At 39.9% G+C, this 20,424-nt stretch carries 21 protein-coding genes; 20 read left to right on the plus strand and 1 reads right to left on the minus strand.

Annotated elements, in window-relative coordinates:
• The first annotated feature begins 1 nt into the window (after position 1).
• The 8 genes from HCB49_RS07150 to HCB49_RS07185 all read left to right on the plus strand — a co-directional run bounded on the left by HCB49_RS07150 (position 2) and on the right by HCB49_RS07185 (position 9,525).
• On the plus strand, positions 2 to 1,309 hold the full coding sequence (locus HCB49_RS07150; RefSeq protein WP_185604530.1) for a family 4 glycosyl hydrolase: 1,308 nt from the start codon (positions 2 to 4) through the stop codon (positions 1,307 to 1,309).
• Between the two features lie 122 nt (positions 1,310 to 1,431).
• Positions 1,432 to 2,277 (plus strand): Cof-type HAD-IIB family hydrolase, encoded by an 846-nt coding sequence (locus tag HCB49_RS07155; RefSeq protein ID WP_185604531.1) that lies wholly within the window; start codon positions 1,432 to 1,434, stop codon positions 2,275 to 2,277.
• Positions 2,278 to 2,322: 45 nt separating this feature from the next.
• The gene (locus HCB49_RS07160; RefSeq protein ID WP_185504127.1) at positions 2,323 to 3,054 is read left to right on the plus strand and encodes a glucosamine-6-phosphate deaminase; all 732 of its coding nucleotides are present in this window, start codon (positions 2,323 to 2,325) and stop codon (positions 3,052 to 3,054) included.
• Between the two features lie 14 nt (positions 3,055 to 3,068).
• Positions 3,069 to 3,599: an HdeD family acid-resistance protein gene (locus HCB49_RS07165; RefSeq protein WP_185392436.1), complete on the plus strand. Its 531-nt coding sequence runs from the start codon at positions 3,069 to 3,071 to the stop codon at positions 3,597 to 3,599.
• Positions 3,600 to 3,789: 190 nt separating this feature from the next.
• Positions 3,790 to 4,401 carry a hypothetical protein gene (locus tag HCB49_RS07170; protein WP_185604532.1) on the plus strand — a complete coding sequence of 204 codons (612 nt, stop codon included), beginning with the start codon at positions 3,790 to 3,792 and terminating at the stop codon, positions 4,399 to 4,401.
• A gap of 200 nt (positions 4,402 to 4,601) precedes the next feature.
• Complete coding sequence (locus HCB49_RS07175) at positions 4,602 to 5,843, plus strand: MDR family MFS transporter (RefSeq protein WP_185604533.1); 1,242 nt, start codon at positions 4,602 to 4,604, stop codon at positions 5,841 to 5,843.
• A 3-nt stretch (positions 5,844 to 5,846) separates the two neighbouring features.
• Positions 5,847 to 7,454, plus strand: coding sequence for an amidohydrolase (locus tag HCB49_RS07180; RefSeq protein WP_185604809.1), 1,608 nt, complete (start codon positions 5,847 to 5,849; stop codon positions 7,452 to 7,454).
• Between the two features lie 118 nt (positions 7,455 to 7,572).
• The gene (locus HCB49_RS07185; RefSeq protein ID WP_185604534.1) at positions 7,573 to 9,525 is read left to right on the plus strand and encodes a Na+/H+ antiporter; all 1,953 of its coding nucleotides are present in this window, start codon (positions 7,573 to 7,575) and stop codon (positions 9,523 to 9,525) included.
• A 24-nt stretch (positions 9,526 to 9,549) separates the two neighbouring features.
• Here HCB49_RS07185 and HCB49_RS07190 read toward each other — a convergent pair whose 3' ends face one another.
• Positions 9,550 to 10,449, minus strand: a complete 900-nt coding sequence (locus HCB49_RS07190) for a LysR family transcriptional regulator (RefSeq protein WP_185604535.1) — start codon at positions 10,447 to 10,449, stop codon at positions 9,550 to 9,552.
• Positions 10,450 to 10,690: 241 nt separating this feature from the next.
• On the opposite strand from HCB49_RS07190, the gene ssuE reads away from it, so the two are divergent.
• The 12 genes from ssuE (at position 10,691) to HCB49_RS07250 (ending at position 20,351) form a co-directional block, all read left to right on the plus strand.
• A complete protein-coding gene (ssuE, locus tag HCB49_RS07195) occupies positions 10,691 to 11,236 on the plus strand; it encodes an NADPH-dependent FMN reductase (RefSeq protein WP_185481321.1) in 546 nt (181 codons plus the stop codon).
• 15 nt (positions 11,237 to 11,251) lie between these two features.
• Positions 11,252 to 11,788, plus strand: coding sequence for a GNAT family N-acetyltransferase (locus tag HCB49_RS07200; RefSeq protein ID WP_185604536.1), 537 nt, complete (start codon positions 11,252 to 11,254; stop codon positions 11,786 to 11,788).
• 15 nt (positions 11,789 to 11,803) lie between these two features.
• Complete coding sequence (locus HCB49_RS07205; protein WP_185604537.1) at positions 11,804 to 12,613, plus strand: amino acid ABC transporter substrate-binding protein; 810 nt, start codon at positions 11,804 to 11,806, stop codon at positions 12,611 to 12,613.
• Positions 12,614 to 12,634: 21 nt separating this feature from the next.
• Complete coding sequence (locus HCB49_RS07210; protein WP_185604538.1) at positions 12,635 to 13,351, plus strand: amino acid ABC transporter permease; 717 nt, start codon at positions 12,635 to 12,637, stop codon at positions 13,349 to 13,351.
• Positions 13,352 to 13,364: 13 nt separating this feature from the next.
• Positions 13,365 to 14,072: an amino acid ABC transporter permease gene (locus HCB49_RS07215; protein WP_185604810.1), complete on the plus strand. Its 708-nt coding sequence runs from the start codon at positions 13,365 to 13,367 to the stop codon at positions 14,070 to 14,072.
• On the plus strand, positions 14,069 to 14,848 hold the full coding sequence (locus tag HCB49_RS07220) for an amino acid ABC transporter ATP-binding protein (protein ID WP_185604539.1): 780 nt from the start codon (positions 14,069 to 14,071) through the stop codon (positions 14,846 to 14,848). The genes HCB49_RS07215 and HCB49_RS07220 overlap by 4 nt, the downstream gene beginning before the upstream one ends.
• Positions 14,845 to 15,840: an LLM class flavin-dependent oxidoreductase gene (locus HCB49_RS07225; RefSeq protein WP_185604540.1), complete on the plus strand. Its 996-nt coding sequence runs from the start codon at positions 14,845 to 14,847 to the stop codon at positions 15,838 to 15,840. Before HCB49_RS07220 ends, HCB49_RS07225 begins: the two co-directional genes overlap by 4 nt.
• Complete coding sequence (locus HCB49_RS07230; protein ID WP_185604541.1) at positions 15,833 to 16,099, plus strand: glutaredoxin family protein; 267 nt, start codon at positions 15,833 to 15,835, stop codon at positions 16,097 to 16,099. The genes HCB49_RS07225 and HCB49_RS07230 overlap by 8 nt, the downstream gene beginning before the upstream one ends.
• On the plus strand, positions 16,096 to 17,418 hold the full coding sequence (locus HCB49_RS07235) for an LLM class flavin-dependent oxidoreductase (RefSeq protein WP_185604542.1): 1,323 nt from the start codon (positions 16,096 to 16,098) through the stop codon (positions 17,416 to 17,418). The genes HCB49_RS07230 and HCB49_RS07235 overlap by 4 nt, the downstream gene beginning before the upstream one ends.
• 72 nt (positions 17,419 to 17,490) lie before the next feature.
• On the plus strand, positions 17,491 to 18,192 hold the full coding sequence (locus HCB49_RS07240) for a pseudouridine synthase (protein ID WP_185604543.1): 702 nt from the start codon (positions 17,491 to 17,493) through the stop codon (positions 18,190 to 18,192).
• A 132-nt stretch (positions 18,193 to 18,324) separates the two neighbouring features.
• Positions 18,325 to 19,443: a carbohydrate kinase gene (locus HCB49_RS07245; RefSeq protein ID WP_185604544.1), complete on the plus strand. Its 1,119-nt coding sequence runs from the start codon at positions 18,325 to 18,327 to the stop codon at positions 19,441 to 19,443.
• Positions 19,440 to 20,351 carry a pseudouridine-5'-phosphate glycosidase gene (locus tag HCB49_RS07250; RefSeq protein WP_185392450.1) on the plus strand — a complete coding sequence of 304 codons (912 nt, stop codon included), beginning with the start codon at positions 19,440 to 19,442 and terminating at the stop codon, positions 20,349 to 20,351. The genes HCB49_RS07245 and HCB49_RS07250 overlap by 4 nt, the downstream gene beginning before the upstream one ends.
• Positions 20,352 to 20,424 lie beyond the last annotated feature (73 nt).

Here is a 20,424-nt window from a genome sequence, read left to right on the forward strand (position 1 = left end):
CATGAAAAAACAAATTATTACTATCGCCGGTGGTGGCAGTACTTACACACCTGGGATTATTCAAGCCGTACTAAATGGTCAAGAAAGATTGCCAGTTGCGGAAATTCGTTTATATGATATTGATGCAACAAGAAATGACAACATGTATTTAATCATTCAATACATGTTAGACCAACAAGGATTTTCCTCTATTAAATTAGTTCAGACATTAAGCCCGGAAGAAGCATTTACGGGTGCGGATTTTATCTTCTCACAAATTCGTGTTGGCGGACTTAAAATGCGTGAAAAAGATGAAAAAATCCCGTTGAAACATGGTTTAGTTGGACAAGAAACATGTGGCCTTGGTGGTTTTTCATACGGACTACGAAGCATTGGACCACTTTTAGAATTAGTTGGATATATTCAAAAGTATGCACCGGAAGCGTGGATTTTAAATTATACGAACCCAGAAACAATTATTTCTGAAGCAGTACGCAGACAATTCCCTGGTATTCAGATGATTAATGTTTGTGATATGACGATTGGTATTGAAGATACTCTAGCAAAAAATTATGGTTATGATCGTGATAACTGGATTGCTACGTACTACGGTTTAAATCATTTTGGCTGGTATACAAAAATCTATGATAAATCCTTAAAACGTGATATTATGCCAGAACTATTAGAAAAACTAAAAGTACAGGAAATCAAAGAAGAAGATCCAAGTTGGAACCGTGCATTCAATATGATTCGCTTCATGGTACAAACCTTCCCAGATAACTTACCAAATAACTATCTAGAATATTACTTGTACCCAGATATGTATGTTGATTACGCAGATCCAAACTATACACGTGCCAACACAGTCATGGATGGACGCGAACAAAAAACACATGAAATGGCAGAAAAAATTCGTAATAAAGCAAAAGGAGATGTTCTTGATTTCTACTTCGGCGTACACGGCTTATATATTGTAGATATCGCAACATCCTTGCTGAACGACGAGAAAAGTCGCTTTATGTTGATTGTAGAAAACAAAGGAGCTATTCCTAATTTACGTAGTGACGCAGTAGTGGAAGTACCAGCGTATGTGGGTGCGACTGGTGTGGAAGCAATTTCGTTACCTGCGATTGGCGATTTCCACAAAGGGATGATGGAAGCACAAGTTGCGGCTGAAAAACTTTTAGTAGACGCATTCTTTGAAAATTCCTATCAAAAAGCCTTGCAAGCATTCACGCTTAACCAATCTGTACCAAACGCAACCGTTGCTAAAAAAGTACTAGATGAAATGATTATTGAAAATGAAGCCTTTTGGCCAGTTTTAAAATAGTAATTAAAAACATCGTATCGTGATGGAAATTCATGGTACGATGTTTTTTGTTGTGTAATGGGGCGCCTACCCTGCGAAGAAATGCTATAATTAAACTATTAACGAGCGAAAAGAGGTATTGCATGATGAAAAAAATAGTATTTGTAGATGTAGATGGTACGCTTGTAAGTGATGATGGACTTGTTCCAGAATCTGCAAAAACAGCGATAATCCAAGCCCGCAACAACGGACATCAAGTATATTTATGTACAGGACGTTCAAAACCCGAACTATATGACTCCATTTTATCGATAGGTTTTGATGGTATTATCGGAGCTGGTGGTGGTTACATTGAAGTAGATGACGAAATTATTTATCATAAAAAAGTAGCGAACGAAGATGTGGTTCATATGGTAGATTTCTTTATGGAAAAAGAATTAGACTTTTATTTAGAATCGAATGGGGGCTTATTTGCTAGTCCAAAACTTGAAGCCCGTTTAGATAAATTAGTGTATGGTGATGTGGAAAACGACCCAATCGCACGCGAGAAAAAAGTGAACAACCCGCATCCATTTGTCCAAGGTTTAACTTACGGGGAAACAAACCTGTATCGTACAGATGTGAATAAAGCTTGTTTCCTAGAAAATAAAGCTGTGCCATTTGAAGAAATTAAGAAAGAATTTAGCGGCAAGTTTGAAGTAATGCATTGTACTGTGCCTATTTTTGGAGATGACAGCGGGGAATTAATGGTTCCGGATATTCATAAAGCGACGGCAATTGAGTTCTTGCTTCAACATATTGGTGGCGATAAAAAAGCTACGATTGGCATTGGTGACGGCATGAATGACGCCGAAATGCTTGTATACTGTGAAACTGGTATTGCTATGGGAAACGCCAAAGAAGAATTAAAACAACTGGCGGATGACGTAACTAAATCAGTTGATGAAGATGGCCTATTTGCTAGTTTCCAAAAGCATGGCTTGATTTAGAAATAATAGTTCGGGTAATGAAAGCATATAGAGGAGGATTTTTTAATGAAATTAATTAGAACAAAAACATACGAAGAAATGTCACAAGAAGCACTGGAAGTTGTCAAACAAGTGATTAGCGCAAATGACAATCCAGTCATCAACACAACAACAGGAGCAAGTTTTGATGGTATGTTCGAGGGACTTGTCAAAGGAATCAATGCCGGCGAAATTCCAATCGAGAAAGTATTTTTAATGAATTTAGATGAGTATGTGGCGAAGCGCGATGATTCTTTCACCGTGTACACGTACATGCACCAAAAATTCTATGACTTAATTACCAAAATGCCAAAAAGAGTAGAATTACTAGATGGTAGTTTAGCTGATTTTACAGACGAAATTGCTCGTTATAAGAAAATTTTGGCTGAAAATGAACGCGATTTGCAAATTTTAGGCTTAGGGGTAAATGGACATCTTGGCGCGAACGAACCAGGTACGCCATTTGATGCGCGTTTATTTTTGGCGGATAGCGATGAATCTACTATCAAAAGCACGATTATGTACAACAATTTAAAAGAAGATGAAGCGCCGTCCCAAATGCTGACACTTGGCTTAGCAGATATGATGGACGCGAAACAAATCTTAGTAACTGCTTCCGGCGAACGTAAAGCAGAAGCGGTCAAAGGCTTACTTGAAGGACCAATTGACGAAAGTTGCCCAGCATCGATTTTACGAAACCATCCGAATGTGGTCTTTATTATCGATGAAGCGGCGGGATCATTACTTACTAACCATTAAAAAGGGGTGGAAACATGAGAAAGTTATACACATATTTTGTTTTAATTCTCGGTGTGGCGATGATTGGTCTTGGTATTTATTTAATGTTTAACCCAAGCACATCACTGCAAGCACTAACAATTTTCATTGGGATTATTTTAGTTTTAAATGGGATCAATGAAGTGATTTCTTATTTTGGCGAACGAAAATATTGGAGTATTTCCAAATGGATTATGCTTGATGGAATTTTATCTATCCTTGTTGGTGGCTTTGCGATTTTTGAGTCGAATATGGCGGAACGTATCTTCATTATCATTTTCGCGATTTGGATTTTAGCATCCGCGATTTTACGAATCTTAACGGCTTTTGCTGTCAAAGGTTTTCCGGGATGGACATTGTTGCTTATTATGGGGATTATCGGATTAATTATTGCGGTCATTTCCTTGTTCACAAATACATTAGTAGCAATCGCGATTGGTATTATTCTTGGATTGTTTTTCGTCTTCCAAGGAATTACTTGTCTTTCTCTTTGGTGGGTTATTCGAAAAGGTGAGTCTGGGAAATAATGATGTATTTTTATATTAATTTCAAATAAAATGTTAAAAAATTAACATTGTAAAAAGTGTGTCAGTAATTTTGTCACAAAATGGACAAAAGAAGCAAGCAGATGGTTCTTTGAGAACTATTCATTTGCTTCTTTTTTATTATGATAAAGGGAGCTGCAATGGCGTAATGATTTTTTAGGAGGCAAAACAAATGCAAGAAAAGTTTACTATGGAATTGATGCTTACTTTGACAAACGACCCAAGATTTCAAGAAGTAGCAGAACTAGTATATTGGGACGAGGACGAAATCATTAACTGCCCAGAAAATAGTGAGTATGTTTACGCAATTGATGAAGGCAACGTAACACAATGTGCCGAAAAAAATAGTTCTTGGGGCAAAGGAAGTATCCTTGGCTTTACGCGAGAACAAACAACGATCAAACCACTTTGTAAAACTGTAGCATGGAAAATTCCCTTAACATATGTGGGCGAAATATTGAAAACAATGGGTGACATGGATATAGCAGATTTGACTGCTGTGGAAATGAACTTTTTAGATAGAGGGACAAATGACTGTATTCAGTGGTTTATTCAAGAAATGCCATTGAGACTGCACACTACCTCATGGAAAATTGCGCAAGATTTTTTTCGTCAAGAAGCTATGCAAGTTGTCCCGAAAGAATTATGTGCTTGCCAAGTAAAGGAACTGAAAGAGCATGGTATTATTTTTGAGTTAGGCTATTATCTTGAAATAGATGTAGCAGAATTTCATAGCTATTTGCGAGATTTAGCGTATGATAAAATAGTAAAAAAAATTAATTGAAATATTTCCTATATTAGCACAGACAAATATTCGAATTCATAGTACACTTAGAAGTAACCATGATAGGGATTTATCACCAGTCCCTTATTAGCCACCAGCAAATTTTGCTAGGTGGTTTTTTGGTGAAATTTTTCTTTGCGAAAGTGGTTGGGTGTGATACCCTAAAAAAGGTGAGTTTTAATGAAGGGAAAGTGTAGGAAATGACAAAATGGTTACCAAAAGATTTATGGATTGTTATTATTGGAATGGTGTTACTATATACAGGGCTCTCGTTTATTTGGCCTTTTAATATGATTTATATGACACAAGAGTTAGGCATGTCGACAACGGATGCTTCATTAGTATTGTTGATTAATTCAGGCGTAGGGATTATTTCTAGTATTATCGGTGGACTTATTTTCGACCGTTTTTCTGGTTTTATTTCGCTTACGATTGGCACGATTATTTTAGTGCTTTCAACGGCTTCGCTATGTTTCTTTCACGGTTTTCCGTTCTTTATTTGGAATTTATGGGCGGTTGGAATCGCAATGGGAATGGTGTTTTCAGGTCTTTATGCAGCGGCGGGGTTAACACATCCGACTGGCGGGAGAACTGGGTTTAATGCAATTTATGTGGCTCAAAATATCGGCGTTGCTATCGGACCTTTACTTGCAGGACTTTTAGCTAAACAAGGAATGAGCCATGTTTATATCGGTTCGTTTGTCTTTGCGATTGCTTTTGCGGCCTATTTTTTCTTTTATTTCCATAAGATTGACTGGAAATCAGAAAATGTCAGTGCTGAGACGAAACATCGTAAAAAAGGAGCAAAACGAGAATTTCCGACAAAACTCGCGCTATGCTCTTTTGTGCTATTATTGCTGACATACTTGCTTTGCCAATTGCCGCATGTGCAGTGGCAGTCGAACTTGTCTACGTATATGACAGAAATAAAAGGTGTAACATCTAGCGAATACGGTAATTTATGGAGCTTGAATGGGGCACTTATCGTACTGGGACAACTAGTTTTAATCCCAGTTGTTAATAGATTTAAAAAGTACTTATTAGTGCAAATTTATATTGGGATTGTATTATTTATTTTATCGTTTGTTGTTGCAATGAATGCAAGTGCGTATAGCGGATTTGTGTTAGGGATGACGTTTTTAACCATTGGGGAAATGTTTGCTTGGCCAGCGATTCCAACAATTGCTTATCAACTGGCACCAAAAGGAGCAGCTGGGTTGTATCAAGGGCTAGTGAACGGTATGGCAACAGCAGCTAGAATGCTCGCACCGTTTTTAGGTGCCATCGTTGTTCAAAATCTTGGCGGTATGAAAGCTCTATTCATTGGCGCATTTATTTTACTAGGATGCGCGCTAGTCAGCATCACACTACAACAAATTTTACAGAAAAAGGACCAACAAGAAAAAGCAGCCTTGAAAATTTCCATTAATCAGGGGGAATAAATGATGAAATTGTGGAAAAACGGTATTTTTTATCAAATGACTACGGAAGGCGAGCGAGTGTCGGCAGTTGTAACAAAAAATGGTCAGATACGTGCGGTTGGTGAAGCGGCGGACTTAGAACGACAATTTGAGACTGAAATTGCGGAAACAATTGATTTGGATGGCAAAGTTGTTTTTCCTGGATTTGTTGATGCGCATATTCATTTGCTTTGGTATGGTCAAGCGTTAGAACGACTTAACTTGAACCAAACGGCAACGAAAAAAGAGGCTCTATCACTGATTGCGGAACGAACCAAGCAACTAGCGCCTGATGAGTGGCTATTTGTGGAAGGGTATGACGAGAATAAATGGTCAGATGAACAAAGTCTGATTTCTTTGGCGGATTTAGATGCAGTGAGTCAGACGAACCCGATTTTAGTGCGACGAATTGATTATCATAGCGTATCGATTAATTCTGCTTTAAAAACCCATATCGTGGACTTTTCGGAAAATGGTTTTGATGGTGGTGGGGAAATTGTTCGCGACAAAGCGGGTGAGTTTACAGGTGTTTTAAGAGATAATGCAACGACTTTAGCGATTGATGCTTTTCCAGCAGCAACTCCTGCTGAATTAAGAGCATGGCTAGAAATCGCGATAACGGATTTATGGTCAAAAGGGGTAACGGGTGCACACTCGGAAGATTTACATTATTTCACAGGATTTGAGTCTACTTTTGCTGCATTTCGGAATACAGTTGGGGCAGATGCTTTGCCATTTCGCGCGCATTTGTTAATTCATCATGCGGAACTAGCAGCTTTTTCAGCTTCAGAAGAAAGTTTTGTTAATGGCGATGGATTTTTAGAATTAGGTGCTATGAAGATTTTTTATGATGGAACGGTTGGCTCACGTACGGCGCTAATGAGTGCAGGATATGCGGATAATAGCGCGGAAAAAGGGCTACAAATTCATTCTGATGAAGCGTTTGAAGATTTGGTGAAAGCGGCAAGAAAAGCGGGATTGCCTGTTGCGATCCATATTTTAGGAGATCAAGCTTTTGCCAATGTAATTCGTACGTTACGAGCATATCCGCCTAAAGAAGGGCAATATGACAGATTAATTCATACGCCTTGGCTTACAGAAGCATTGATAGCAGAGACGGCGGGTTTGCCGGTATTGTTTGATATACAGCCGCAATTCATGGCAAGTGACCTTCCGTGGGCTTTAGATGTGCTGGGCGAAAATCATCCGCCACTTGCTTTTGCTTGGAAATCATTGCTACAAGCTGGTTTTCCTTTAGCTGGAGGGAGTGATGCGCCGATTGAAGTACCGAATCCATTTTGGGGAATTCATGCTGCTGTTACGAGGACGGCAAATGCAGATTTGGACGGAGTAGTGTATTGGTCCGATCAGGCGCTCACGGTGTTTGAAGCGATTCAACTTTATACAAAAGGTGCTGCGTTTGCGAGCTATAAAAAGGAAACACGCGGACAAATTGCGCCAGGTTTTGTAGCGGATTTCACGATTTTGGCGGAAGATCCATTCCAAGTGAAACAAGCGCAACTGCGTGATATGAACGTTGTGATGACGGTTGTGAATGAGCAAATCGTTTATCAAAAAGAGGATGCTAGATAAAAAACTCCATACAGAGACGGATGCTTCCGCAAAGTTTTTTTGCTAATATGGGAACGGTAGAAATGCCATGCTCGGGGGTTTGTTGTATGGCAGGAAGATGGGGACGAGGGATGTATTAATGGAGATTTTTGAACTGATTTTATTAATGTTAAGCGCAGTGTTTTTGTCGAATGTGCTAAGTCGATTTTTGCCGAGTATTGCGGTACCTTTAATTCAGGTGCTGCTCGGGATTATTTTAGCAATTCCGCTTGGGGATCATACGATGGATTTGAATCCGGAGTTGTTTTTATTACTCTTTATGGCGCCGATTCTTTTTAATGATGGGGCTAGTACGGATAAAAAATCTTTATGGAAAAATCGGAAGGCTATTTTGTCGTTGTCGATTGGATTAGTCTTTGTTACGGTGGGGATTTTAGGTGCGTTTATTCATTACTTAATTCCAGCGATACCATTTGCGGCTGCGTTTGCACTTGCTGCGGCGCTGGCACCAACCGATGCAGTTGCGGTCGGTGCGCTAGCTGAAAAAGTAAGAGTGCCACATAAAATTATGCACATTTTAGAAGGTGAGTCGCTTATCAACGACGCTTCTGGACTTGTTTCCTTTCAATTCGCCGTCTTGGCACTTGTGACGGGAACCTTTTCCTTTATGTCTGCGGGAACTAGTTTCTTGCTATTGTCGCTAGGTGGGATTGCGCTTGGAGCGTTACTAAGTGTGCTGAAAATTGGTCTTATGCGCGGTTTACGCCAGTTGGGGATAGAAAACATGACTTCCTTTATGCTAATGGAAATTTTGTTGCCATTTTTGATTTTTATGGTAGCAGAAAAAGTTGGCGTGAACGGGATTTTGGCCGTAGTCAGCGGTGGAATGGTGCATTCATTTAGTTATAAAAAAATAAATCCTGAAATGGCGCAATTGAATTTGCTGTCAAAAAACACTTGGTCAGTAATTACTTTTAGTTTAAATGGCTTAGTATTTATTCTGCTTGGGACGCAGTTGCCGCAAATTTTGACGACCATTTGGCAAGATGCAAATATCCAAAAAGGCATGCTGTTTGTCTATATTATAGGAATTACTTTCTTGCTACTCGGACTACGATTTTTATGGATTTTATTCTTCCGCAATTACGAGGAAAATCCGAAAGCTGATTTAGTTAGTCGGTTGAAAAATACTTTTCTATATACGGTGGCTGGGGTTCGTGGCACGATAACTTTAGTCAGTGCGCTGTCATTACCATTTGTGCTTGGAAATGGCGATGCTTTTCCTGAGCGAGATTTGCTGATTTTTATTGCGGCAGGAGTTATTATTACGACGCTACTTCTGGCTAATTTTACGTTACCACTTTTTGCAGCGAAAAAGGATGTTGTTACGGCGGACCATACGACAGACATACTGTTGCTTCGTGATATCGTACAGCAACTTCAAGCTTATAAAACAGATGAAAATACCGTAGAAATGAATAAAGTGTTAAATATGTATAATAATCGGATTTTCTCATTAATGGAACATAAAGAAGTCAGTGCGACGGAGCGAGAGTTGCGGCGATTAACGCAAGAATGGCAACTTGAAAATACGAGAAGGTTAGTTTTTGAGCGAGAAATTGACACTGGGGTAGGGCTTTCGCTAATGATGCGACTCGGGAAACGACTTTATGTCCAAACACGAGCAGAGAAGTACCGCGCAAGAAAAAGGTACCGCCAACTACTTAGCCACAGCATTCGCGATTTTCGCATTGTACCGCTTACGTTTGAAGAACGCCGAAAAGAACGTGCCAAATTGCAAAATGAAAATAATCAATTCGTCATTCAAAAACTGCAAGAACTGGATCCGAATGAGTTTAACCCAGAAATCATTTCACTTTATTTGATGAATTTTGAGCGAGCGTTAGGTAACCGGTCGAATAAAAAAGAGAGCGATGATGAGACGCTACAAACAACCATTGACTTAGCTTCTCAAATTGAACGTGAGACGATTCAACAGTATTTTGAAAAAGGGACGATTACTCGGAAAGAAATGAAAGTGTATCGTGATAACTTGCTCGCAATTGAGGCAAATTTGCAATTAGAATTTTAAGAAAAAGGCAGGTAGACTATTTGGTTAGTCTACCTGTCTTTTTTTATCATCAAAATAATAAATAATTCGGTCGATAAATTCCTTTGTCGTACTATCAAAATCTTTTTCTTTTTGGTTAGTTAGCAGACCAATCGGTGGTGAAATTGGTAGATTGTTAATTGGAATACGTACCGTCCCGTCCAGTAGTTCAGAATGTGCAGTGCTAGTAAAGATAGAGACACCAACGTTTTCACGCACGAAATATTTATGCGACATGCTGCTTGTGAGTTCCATTTTTTTATAATCACTACCAATAGCGCGTTTTAGATGTTGTTCAATTTGAATGCGAATCGGGCAGTTTGCTGGAGTGAAAATAAAGCATTCATCACGTAAATCAAGTAAATCTACCGATGATCTCGAAGCCAAAGGGTGGTTTTCTGACACAATTAAATCTAACGTATCATGGAAAAATGGAAAGTAAAAATTCTCCAAAATCAGCTCTGGTTCCCCGCAAATTGCGAAATCAATTTCCCCGTCAATTAATTTTTGACTACATGTGTTGGCGTCATCCACTGCCACATTCACCATGAGTTTTGGAAAATCAGTAAGAAACTGCTTTAAAATCTGCGGTAAAACAAGGCTGGCACTAGGCTCGGATATGCCTACTTTAATTAGTCCAGCGTTGCCATTTTTTAAGTCGAAAATGGTGTGGTCAAGCACTTCATATTGTGCGATAAGCTGACCGGCTCTTTCATAAAAAAGTCTGCCTGCGTGTGTTAGTTTTAATGTTTTGCCACGTTCGAATAATTGAACATCTAAATCTTGTTCCAATTGCTTAATGCGCATCGAAATGGTCGGCTGCGAATAATTTAATACTTCTGCTGCGCGCTGAAAACTTCCCGTATTAACCACTGTATAAAAAGTTTTAATGGTTCGAAATTCCAATATAATTCCCCCTTCATATTGGAGTTTTTTGATATTTCTAACAGTATACACCGTAAAATTAGTAGAAGCAATTTATTAATCTGATAAAATTCATAGGAATAATGCGGATTGAAGTCTAACTATTAGTATTACTGTGGTTAGCCATTAGTTTTTTTGATTAGCCAAACAGAATCTTTTACTTTATAGTATAGCTAATATCTGAAAACCAAGTAAGTTGATGTGAATTAAAAGGGGCGATTTGATGGGAAAAGTGACAATTATTGCTGGGGGAATCAAAACGGAATCTCGACTTACGGGTTTAATCCAACTAGCAGCAAATGAATTAGTAAATAATGGTACGGAAGTGAGAATTATCGAAGTGCACAAAATTCAGCCAGAAGCTTTAGTGAACGCGGATTTCGCACATCCAGATATTCAGCTCGCGAATAGTGAAGTGGAGAGTAGTTCAGGTGTGATAATCGCAACACCAATTTTTAAAGCGGCCTATTCGGGTGTGCTAAAAGCCTATTTAGACCTATTGCCACTCAAAGCGTTGAAAGGGAAAGTCGTATTGCCACTCGGGCTTGGCGGGTCAAATGGTCATTTGTTGGCACTGCAATATGCACTTGATCCAGTTTTAAAAGAGCTTGGAGCTGAAACCATTTTAAAAGGTCAGTTTACGGTGGACAAGCAAATTGAACGGCTCGGGGATGGGCTTTATGAAATTGAAGCTACTGCAAAAGAACGACTAGATCTCGCATTAAGCCAATTTATTTCATTATTAAATCAAAATTCAGTGGAAGTGTAAGGAGGAGAACGGTAAATGACAGAAGATATTTTTAGAGTGGCGACTGTAGAAGATGCGCCAGAGTTTCTGGAATTGTTATCAAGTGCTTTTCAATCAGTGAAGGAACTAGGGATTGATTGGCCTTCAACTAATGCAGATTTGACGATGGTAACAGAAAATATTGTGAATTCTTCTGCGTTTGTTCTAGAACGGGATGGTAAATTAATCTCGACAATTACCGTTCGTTTTCCATGGGAGAGTAGTTCTCCACCTTCCAAATATCCATTTGTTTGGTGGTTTGCAACGGCTCCAGAACTTGCAGGACAAGGGATTGGCGATAAATTATTAACGTATGTGGAAGAGCGAGTCCTTCGTGATACATTGAAAGCCCCGGCGCTTACGCTTGGAACATCTGCCAGAAAACACCCGTGGCTGCTTGATATGTATTTGCGCCGTGGTTATGAAGTTTATTTTGAACATGAAGAAGACGGTGATGTTGGCGTGATGATGCGGAAAATCTTAATTCCAGAAAAATTCGACGCCGCGTTACTTGGAATACCTAGCTGGACATAAAAAGGGGGAAAAAGGATGAAAAAGAAATACGGGATTTTAGCACTGGCACTCACGGCGGTATTAACATTAGGCGCATGTGGAGCAGGAGATGAACCAGAAGCAGCCAATGAAAAAGTACAAACAATCACGGTCGGAACAGGGACGCAATTTCCAAATGTCTGCTTTTTAGATGAAAATGGCAAATTGACTGGCTATGATGTCGAACTAGTGAAAGAAATCGATAAACGTTTGCCAGGCTATAAGTTCAAATTTAAAACGATGGATTTTTCCAATTTACTCGTTAGCCTTGGTGCTGGAAAAGTGGATATTGTCGCGCATCAAATGGAAAAAAGCAAAGAACGTGAGAAGAAATTTTTATTTAATGATGTAGCGTATAATAATTTCCCGTTGCAGTTGACGGTACTAGATAGTAACAACAGCATCAATAGCACAAAAGATTTAGCTGGAAAACGCGTTATCACAAGTGCCACTTCAAACGGCGCACTAATTTTGAAGAAAATTAATGAAGAACAAGGTAATAATTTTGAAATTGCGTATGAAGGGCAAGGATCAAATGACGCAGCGAACCAACTAAAAACAGGTCGCGCTGATGCAACGATTTCCACACCATTTGCAGTTGATTTCCAAAATAAAACGAGTGCAATCAAAGAAAAAGTAGTTGGCGATGTTTTATCTAATGCGAAAGTATATTTCATGCTTGGAAAAGATGAAACAAAACTGAGTAAAGACGTAGATAAGGCGCTGCAGTCCATTATTGACGACGGGACCTTAAAAAAATTAAGTGAAAAATGGCTTGGTGCGGATTATTCAAAAGAACAATATTAAAAGAGGGAGAGTGCCATCAAAATGGATAAAGCGTTCGATGTGAAAATGATTGCTGATTTTATTCCAACGTTAGCTGGTTATTTACCGATTACGTTGTATATTTTGGCACTCTCGCTTATTTTCGGTTTTATATTAGGCGTAATTTTATCGTTACCCCGAATTTACAAGATTCCGGTTTTGAATCAATTTGCGCGAGTGTATATTTCGTTTTTCCGTGGGACACCGATTATGGTGCAATTATTTATTGTTTTCTACGGAATTCCGGCGCTTTCCAGTGTTTTTGGGATTGATTTATCCCAAATGGATCCACTTTATGCCGCGATTGCAACCTATGCGTTAAGTAGTGCGGCGACGATTGCAGAAGTGATTCGCGCTGGGGTAAATAGTGTGGATGCTGGGCAGGCCGAAGCAGCTTATAGTGTTGGGCTAAACGGGCGTCAGACATTTTTGCGGATTATTTTGCCACAAGCGTTGTATCAAGCGTTACCGAATTTCGGAAATTTAGTCATTGGCTATTTGAAAGATACATCGCTCGCGTTTTCGATAGGGGTGATGGATATGTCGGGAAGAGGACAAACCTTAATAACCCTGAGCAATCACGCGCTGGAAGTCTATATTTCGCTATCGATTATTTACTATATTACAGCCGTCTTACTTGAATATTCCTTCAAATGGATTGAAAAACGAGTCAAAAAGGAAAATACCAGATTTACAAGTGTTTTCGATATAGAACTGTAAAGGAGAGATGATGATGCCGCTTGATGTGCCTTTTATTGGAACAGCCGTAATGGCAATGCTAAAAACGATACCACTAACACTTGCGATGACCTTCTTTCCGATACTGTTCGGTTTTATTATCGCAATTGGCTTGACGCTGATTCGGATGTATCATATACGTTTTTTAGAACCAATTGCTAAGTTTTATGTTTCCTTTTTTCGAAGTACGCCAGCAATTTTGCATATTATGTTAATTTACCTAGGAATTCCACTGGTTGTTGATTTTTTAAGAAAGTCATTTGATTTAGGCATATCTGCGAATAAAATTCCGGTTGTGATTTTTGTGATTATCGCACTATCTTTCACGGCGGGGGCCTACCTCACCGAGATTTTGCGTTCTGGCATCATTGCAGTTGATATTGGGCAAATGGAAGCTGCGTACTCCATGGGTTACACGCATGGTCAAGCGATTCGGAAGGTTCTGTTGCCGCAAGCTTTTATGATTGCTCTGCCGAATTTCACCAATTTATGCATTGGATTTTTACATACTACATCCATCGCAGCTATCGTCGCAGTCCCCGAAATCACAGGAATGGCAACGATTGTAGCATCCGACAATTACGCGTTTCTCGAAGCATTTATTGGTGCCGCACTCATTTATTGGTTTTTAACTATGTTGATTGAAGCAATTAATTATATTTTGGAAAAGAATATCGCTAAATACCAAGGAGGGGCAGTATGATTACCATTAAAAATATTCAAAAAAGCTTTGGCGAAAATCAGGTTTTAAAAGGAATTGATTTAACCGTGAAAAAAGGAGAAGTAGTAACGATTCTCGGTCCAAGTGGATCAGGGAAAACGACCTTTTTACGTTGCTTAAACTTACTGGAACGACCCGAAAATGGCGAAATTTCGATGCATGACCAAATAATTAACTGCAAGAAACCAAGCAAGAAAGAAGTGTTGCAACTGCGAAAAAATACCGCGATGGTTTTTCAACAATATAATCTCTTTTCGCATAAAACGGTCATTCAAAATGTGATGGAAGGACTAACCGTTGCGAGAAAAATCCCGAAAAAAGCAGCGCGCGAAATTGCCGAACGCGAGCTCACGAAAGTAGGATTAGCAGATAAATACAGTGCTTATCCTTCCCAACTTTCTGGTGGACAAAAACAACGCGTTGGCATTGCGCGAGCACTTGCGATTAATCCGGATGTCATTTTATTTGATGAACCAACAGCCGCACTGGATCCAGAACTTGTCGGTGAAGTTTTAGAAGTGATGCTAGAGATTGCGCGGGCGGGAGCGACAATGATAGTTGTTACACACGAAATGGAGTTCGCGAAACGGGTCGCGGATCAAGTCGTTTTCATGGACGGGGGATTAATTGTCGAACAAGGCACGCCTGACGAAGTATTCAATCATACAAAAGAAGAACGAACTAAACGCTTTTTACACCGAGTTTCAGCGGATTATTTATATGAAATCAAAGAAGTGAAAAAGGAGCGTGTCATATGACCATTCGATTGAGCATTTTGGATCAAAGTATTATTAATCCGGGCGAGCACCCAAGTGAAACTTTGCAAAATACTGTAGAACTTGCGCAACTCGCGGAACAACTTGGCTATTATCGCTTTTGGGTTGCGGAACATCATAATTCAGACGAAATAGCAGGGGCTGCGCCGGAAGTACTGCTTGGATATATCGCTGCAAAAACGAATACCATCAAGCTTGCATCTGGCGGGATAATGCTCCAACACTACAGCCCTTATAAAGTTGCCGAACAATTTCATGTGCTAGCAAATTTAGCGCCAGACCGGATTTCGCTTGGAGTCGGAAAAGCACCAGGCGGATTCCAACCAGCAACCGATGCCCTCCAAAAAGACTTTGCCAAACCAGTCCGAACCTTCGATGCTAAATTGGCAGAATTAGTTGAGCTGATTTCGCATAAATCACCCACCGCTATCGCAGCAAAACCACTTCCAGCAACTAATCCAGAAATCTTTTTACTCGGAGGGAGTACGGCGAGCGCGAAACAAGCCGCTGAGCTAGGAATTTCCTTTGTTTTCGCTTATTTTATTAACGGAGAAGAGAGCGTCTTGAAAGAAGCGCGCGAAACCTTTGATGAATACCAAATTAATCCAAAAGCCAGTTTTCAATTAGCGCCTATTGTCGTAGTCGCGGAAACCAAAATCGCGGCAGACCGACATATTCCTGAGCGAGAATCAATCAAAGTCGAGCTTGCAGACGGACGGAGGGTTAATGTCGGATCGCGCGAACAAGCGGAAGCCTACGTAAAAGATATCGACCAAACATATCAGTTTATTACCCAACGAATTGGCGCAATCACAGGAACAAAACAAGAAGTCGGAACAGAGATCAAACGACTTTCAGCAGAATATAATATCCAAGATTTTGTCATTTTAACACCAATTAAATCAACTGAAATCAAGCGTTATTCATACCAATTATTAAGTGAATCAATAAAGGAGGAAGTTGTTCATGGCTAATGTCGTTGTTTGGAGTAAAGTAGGGTGTCATTATTGTAAAGATGTGAAAGATTATTTAACTGAGCAAAAAATTGTCTTCCAAGATATCGACGTTACCGACCATGATTATTTGCGAGAAGTACTGCAAGCGAAATACGGCATTCGCCATGTTCCAGTCGTAGAAATTGGCGACATTGAAAAAGGGACTTACCAAGCGGTCGTAGAAATCGGCATCGACCATTTAGAAAAAGCATTATTTGAAAAGGAGGAAGTAAAATGACTAGAAAAGAAACAATCCAGTTCGGCGCAATCATCCACGGCGTTGGCGGAACAACAGACGGTTGGCGCCATCCGGACATTAACCCAGCAGCAAGTACGGATTTAGATTTTTATAAAACTCGTGCTAAAATTGCGGAACAAGGACTATTTAGCTTTGTATTTATTGCAGATGGTCTTTTTATTTCCGAAAAATCGATTCCGCATTTTCTTAACCGTTTTGAACCAATTACGATTTTATCGGCATTAGCTGAGTCTACGAAAAACATTGGCCTTGTTGGGACATTTTCGACTTCATTTACAGAACCATTCACACTCGCAAGACAACTTTCATCCCTCGATCATATTAGCGGCGGTCGAGCAGGATGGAATCTAGTCACTTCTCCGCAAGAAGGTGCCGCGCGAAACCATAGCAAGAAAAATCTCCCAACCCACAGCGACCGCTACACCATTGCGGCAGAACATTTAAAAGTGGTTCGTGGGCTCTGGAATTCGTGGGAAGACGATGCGTTTACTTATAATAAAGCAACCGGTGAATTTTTTAATCCTGAAAAATTACATCGCTTAAATCATCAAGGTGATTATTTTCAAGTCGAAGGTCCATTAAATATCGGGCGCTCCAAACAAGGCGAACCAGTCGTTTTTCAAGCAGGCGCCTCCAGTACAGGACGCGATTTCGCTGCTCAAAATGCAGAAGCTATTTTTACGCATTCCGATTCCTTAGAAGAAGCTGTCGAATTTTATCAAGATGTGAAAACTCGCGCCGAAAAAGCTGGTAGAAATGCAGCAGAAATCCGGATTTTCCCGGGAATTAGCCCGATAGTTGCCGATACTTTGGAAGAAGCAGAAGCTAAATATACTGAATTTGCCAATCTTATTCCAATAGAAAATGCCGTCACTTATCTAGCACGCTATTTCGATGACTATGATTTAAGCCAATTCGATTTGGATGAACCATTCCCGGACCTTGGCGATATTGGCAAAAATGCTTTTCAAAGTACTACAGATCGAATCAAAAAAGAAGCCAAAGAACGTCAGCTAACCCTTCGCCAAGTAGCGACCGAAGCAGCAACACCAAAAACACCTTTCATCGGAACAAAAGAACAAGTAGCCGATTTAATTGAAGTTTGGTTTCAAAATGAGGCCGCGGATGGCTTCATTATCGCATCCGACATTCCCGGAACGTTTGAAACTTTTGTCGAACAAGTTATTCCACTTTTACAAAGTCGCGGCTTGTACCGAAACGAATACCCAGCGACAACACTAAGAGGTAACCTCGGCTTAACGATACCCCAAAATAAACAAGCCGTCGAAACTAAATAATAGAAAGAAAACGGAGCGCCTTTGAGGAAGCTTCGTTTTTTTGTTACAATAAAAGAAAAAAGGAGCTAAACCATGCGCTTAGATAAATTATTGTCCCATACAGGTTTCGGGAGTCGAAAAGAAGTGAAACCACTGCTTAAATCAGGGGCAGTTGTCGTTAATGGCACAATCCAGAAAGACAGCAAAACCCAAGTAAATCCCGACAAAGATCAAATAACTGTCCACGGAACCCCAGTCGTTTACCAAGAATTCGTCTATTTCATGCTCCACAAACCACAAAATGTCGTGAGCGCAACCGAGGATAATGTGTCAGAAACCGTCATCGATTTGCTCGCTCAAGAAGACACGCTTACAGATCCGTTCCCAGTGGGCAGGTTAGACAAAGATACAGAAGGTTTGCTGATTATAACGAACGATGGCACCCTCGCGCACAATTTGCTCTCGCCTAAAAAGCATATAGATAAAACATACTATGCTAAAATTGATGGTGATGTTACGGCCGAGGATGTAGAAGCTTTCGCTGCCGGAATCGAACTCGACGATGGCTACACTTGCAAACCAGCACGCTTAGAAATTATCACACCAAACGAAATAAAAGTAACTATCCAAGAAGGCAAATTCCACCAAGTAAAAAGAATGTTCGCCGCTCGAGGAAAAACAGTCAGCTATTTAAAACGAATTTCGATGGGAAATTTACAATTAGATGAGTCACTTGCACTCGGTGAATACCGCCCATTAACCGAAGCAGAACTAGCTATCCTCCAAAATAAATAAACCTAAACGAAAATTTTCTTCCTAAAAAGAAGTGGATTTTCGTTTTTTAGTTTGCAAAAGAAAGCATTTACATATATAATAAACATGTGTTTGAAATTAAAACAAAAGTTTGGAATGGAGGTGCATTATATCGTGGAGAATAATAAAGCGAAAATGAACGAAAAGGAAGAGATAATTTTCAATTCCATCCGTAAAAATCCTTACATTTCTCAACAAGAACTTGCTGATATCCTTGATTTATCGAGACCGACAGTAGCGAACCTCATTTCCGGCCTGATTAAAAAAGGTCGTATTTTAGGAAAAGCCTATATTTTAAATGAAGCCAAACAAATTGTTTGTATAGGTGGAGCGAATGTTGATCGGAAGTTTTATATTAAAGACAAGGCCCAACTAGCTACATCAAACCCAGTGCGCTCAACACAAAGTGCTGGCGGAGTCGCTAGAAATGTTGGTGAAAACCTTGGCCGCCTTGGAAAAGAAGTTATACTACTCACTGCTTGTGGAACAGATTCCGATTGGGAAGCTGTTAAAAGTGCCAGTAATACATATATGAACTTAGATTATGTCACGGCATTCCCGAGCATCGCAACAGGTTCTTATACAGCAGTACTCGAAAACAACGGAGATTTGCTCGTTGCACTAGCGGACATGGATGCATACGACCACCTAACCCCAGATGTGCTTGCAAAAAATGAAGGCTTGCTGAGTCAAGCAAGTGCCATCATTGCCGATTTGAATTGTCCGAAAGAAACATTAGAATATCTTGGCAGTTTCGCTGAGATTAACTCGATTCCATTAGTCCTAGTTCCTGTGTCTTCACCAAAAATGTCTCATTTACCAGAACGGCTTGATCACGTAACATGGCTAATCTGCAACCGAGATGAATCAGAAACGCACCTAGGAATGACTATCGAAAATGATGATGACTGGCGCTTAGCTGCACAAAAATGGTTAGATTTAGGCGTGAAAAATGTCATCGTCACAAATGGCAGTAAAGGCGCAGTTGCAGCAAATAAAGCAGAAGGCATCATTTTTGAACCAGCAATTGTGATTGAAAATATTGTCGATGTTACTGGAGCAGGAGACGCATTTTGCTCCGCGGTTATCTACGCATGGCTAGAAGGAAAAGCGTTACAAGAAATTTTAAAAGCGGGAAGTGTAAATGCTGCACGAACACTCGAATCTGAGTACACTGTTCGTCAAAATTTATCCACATCCCAACTACAAAAAGATCTGGAGGAATTCAAATGAAAAATTATCTATCATTATCCGAGGAAGTAAAACAAGCAAAAGCAGAAGGAAAAGCAATCGTTGCCCTAGAATCTACTATTATCTCTCACGGTATGCCTTATCCACAAAACGTGGAAATGGCGCGTGACGTGGAACAAATTATTCGCGATAACGGCGCAGTACCAGCCACAATCGCTTTAATTGACGGGAAAATTAAAATCGGACTTTCTGATGAAGAATTAGAACTATTCGCTAAAAGCAGCAATGTAGCAAAAGTTTCTCGTCGTGATATCGGTTACCTTATTGCAACGAAACAACTAGGTGCAACAACTGTAGCAGCAACAATGATTTGTGCTGAATTAGCAGAAATTGGCATCTTTGTAACTGGCGGAATTGGCGGCGTTCACCGTGGTGCCGAAACAACAATGGACGTTTCAGCTGACTTAGAAGAATTGGCAAAAACCAATGTTGCTGTAGTTTGTGCCGGAGCTAAATCAATTCTAGACTTAAACTTAACAATGGAATACCTAGAAACGAAAGGCGTTCCAGTAATTGGTTACCAAACAGACGTACTTCCTGCATTTTACACACGTTCAAGCGATGTAGAATTAACATTACGCGCAGATAATCCAGAAGTTATCGCAGAATCCCTTAAAGCAAAATGGGATCTTCAAATCGAGGGCGGCGCAGTAATTACAAATCCTATCCCAGAAGAATTCGCGATGGACGAAAAAGTAATTAACGACGTAATCCACACAGCGCTTAAAGAAGCAGAAGAAAACCACATCCATGGAAAAGACGTGACACCATTCCTACTTGGAAAAGTAAAAGAACTAACAGATGGTAAGAGCCTTGAAGCAAACATCGAACTAGTAAAACACAATGCATTAATCGGCACCCAAATCGCCGTAGCTTATCAAAACATTTAATAACACAAGAGCTGTCGCCTACATATGGTGACAGCTTTTTATGTTAAAATGAAACATAAATAAAGGGGGAAAA

The organism is Listeria cossartiae subsp. cayugensis (assembly GCF_014229095.1).
Classification (GTDB): domain Bacteria; phylum Bacillota; class Bacilli; order Lactobacillales; family Listeriaceae; genus Listeria; species Listeria cayugensis.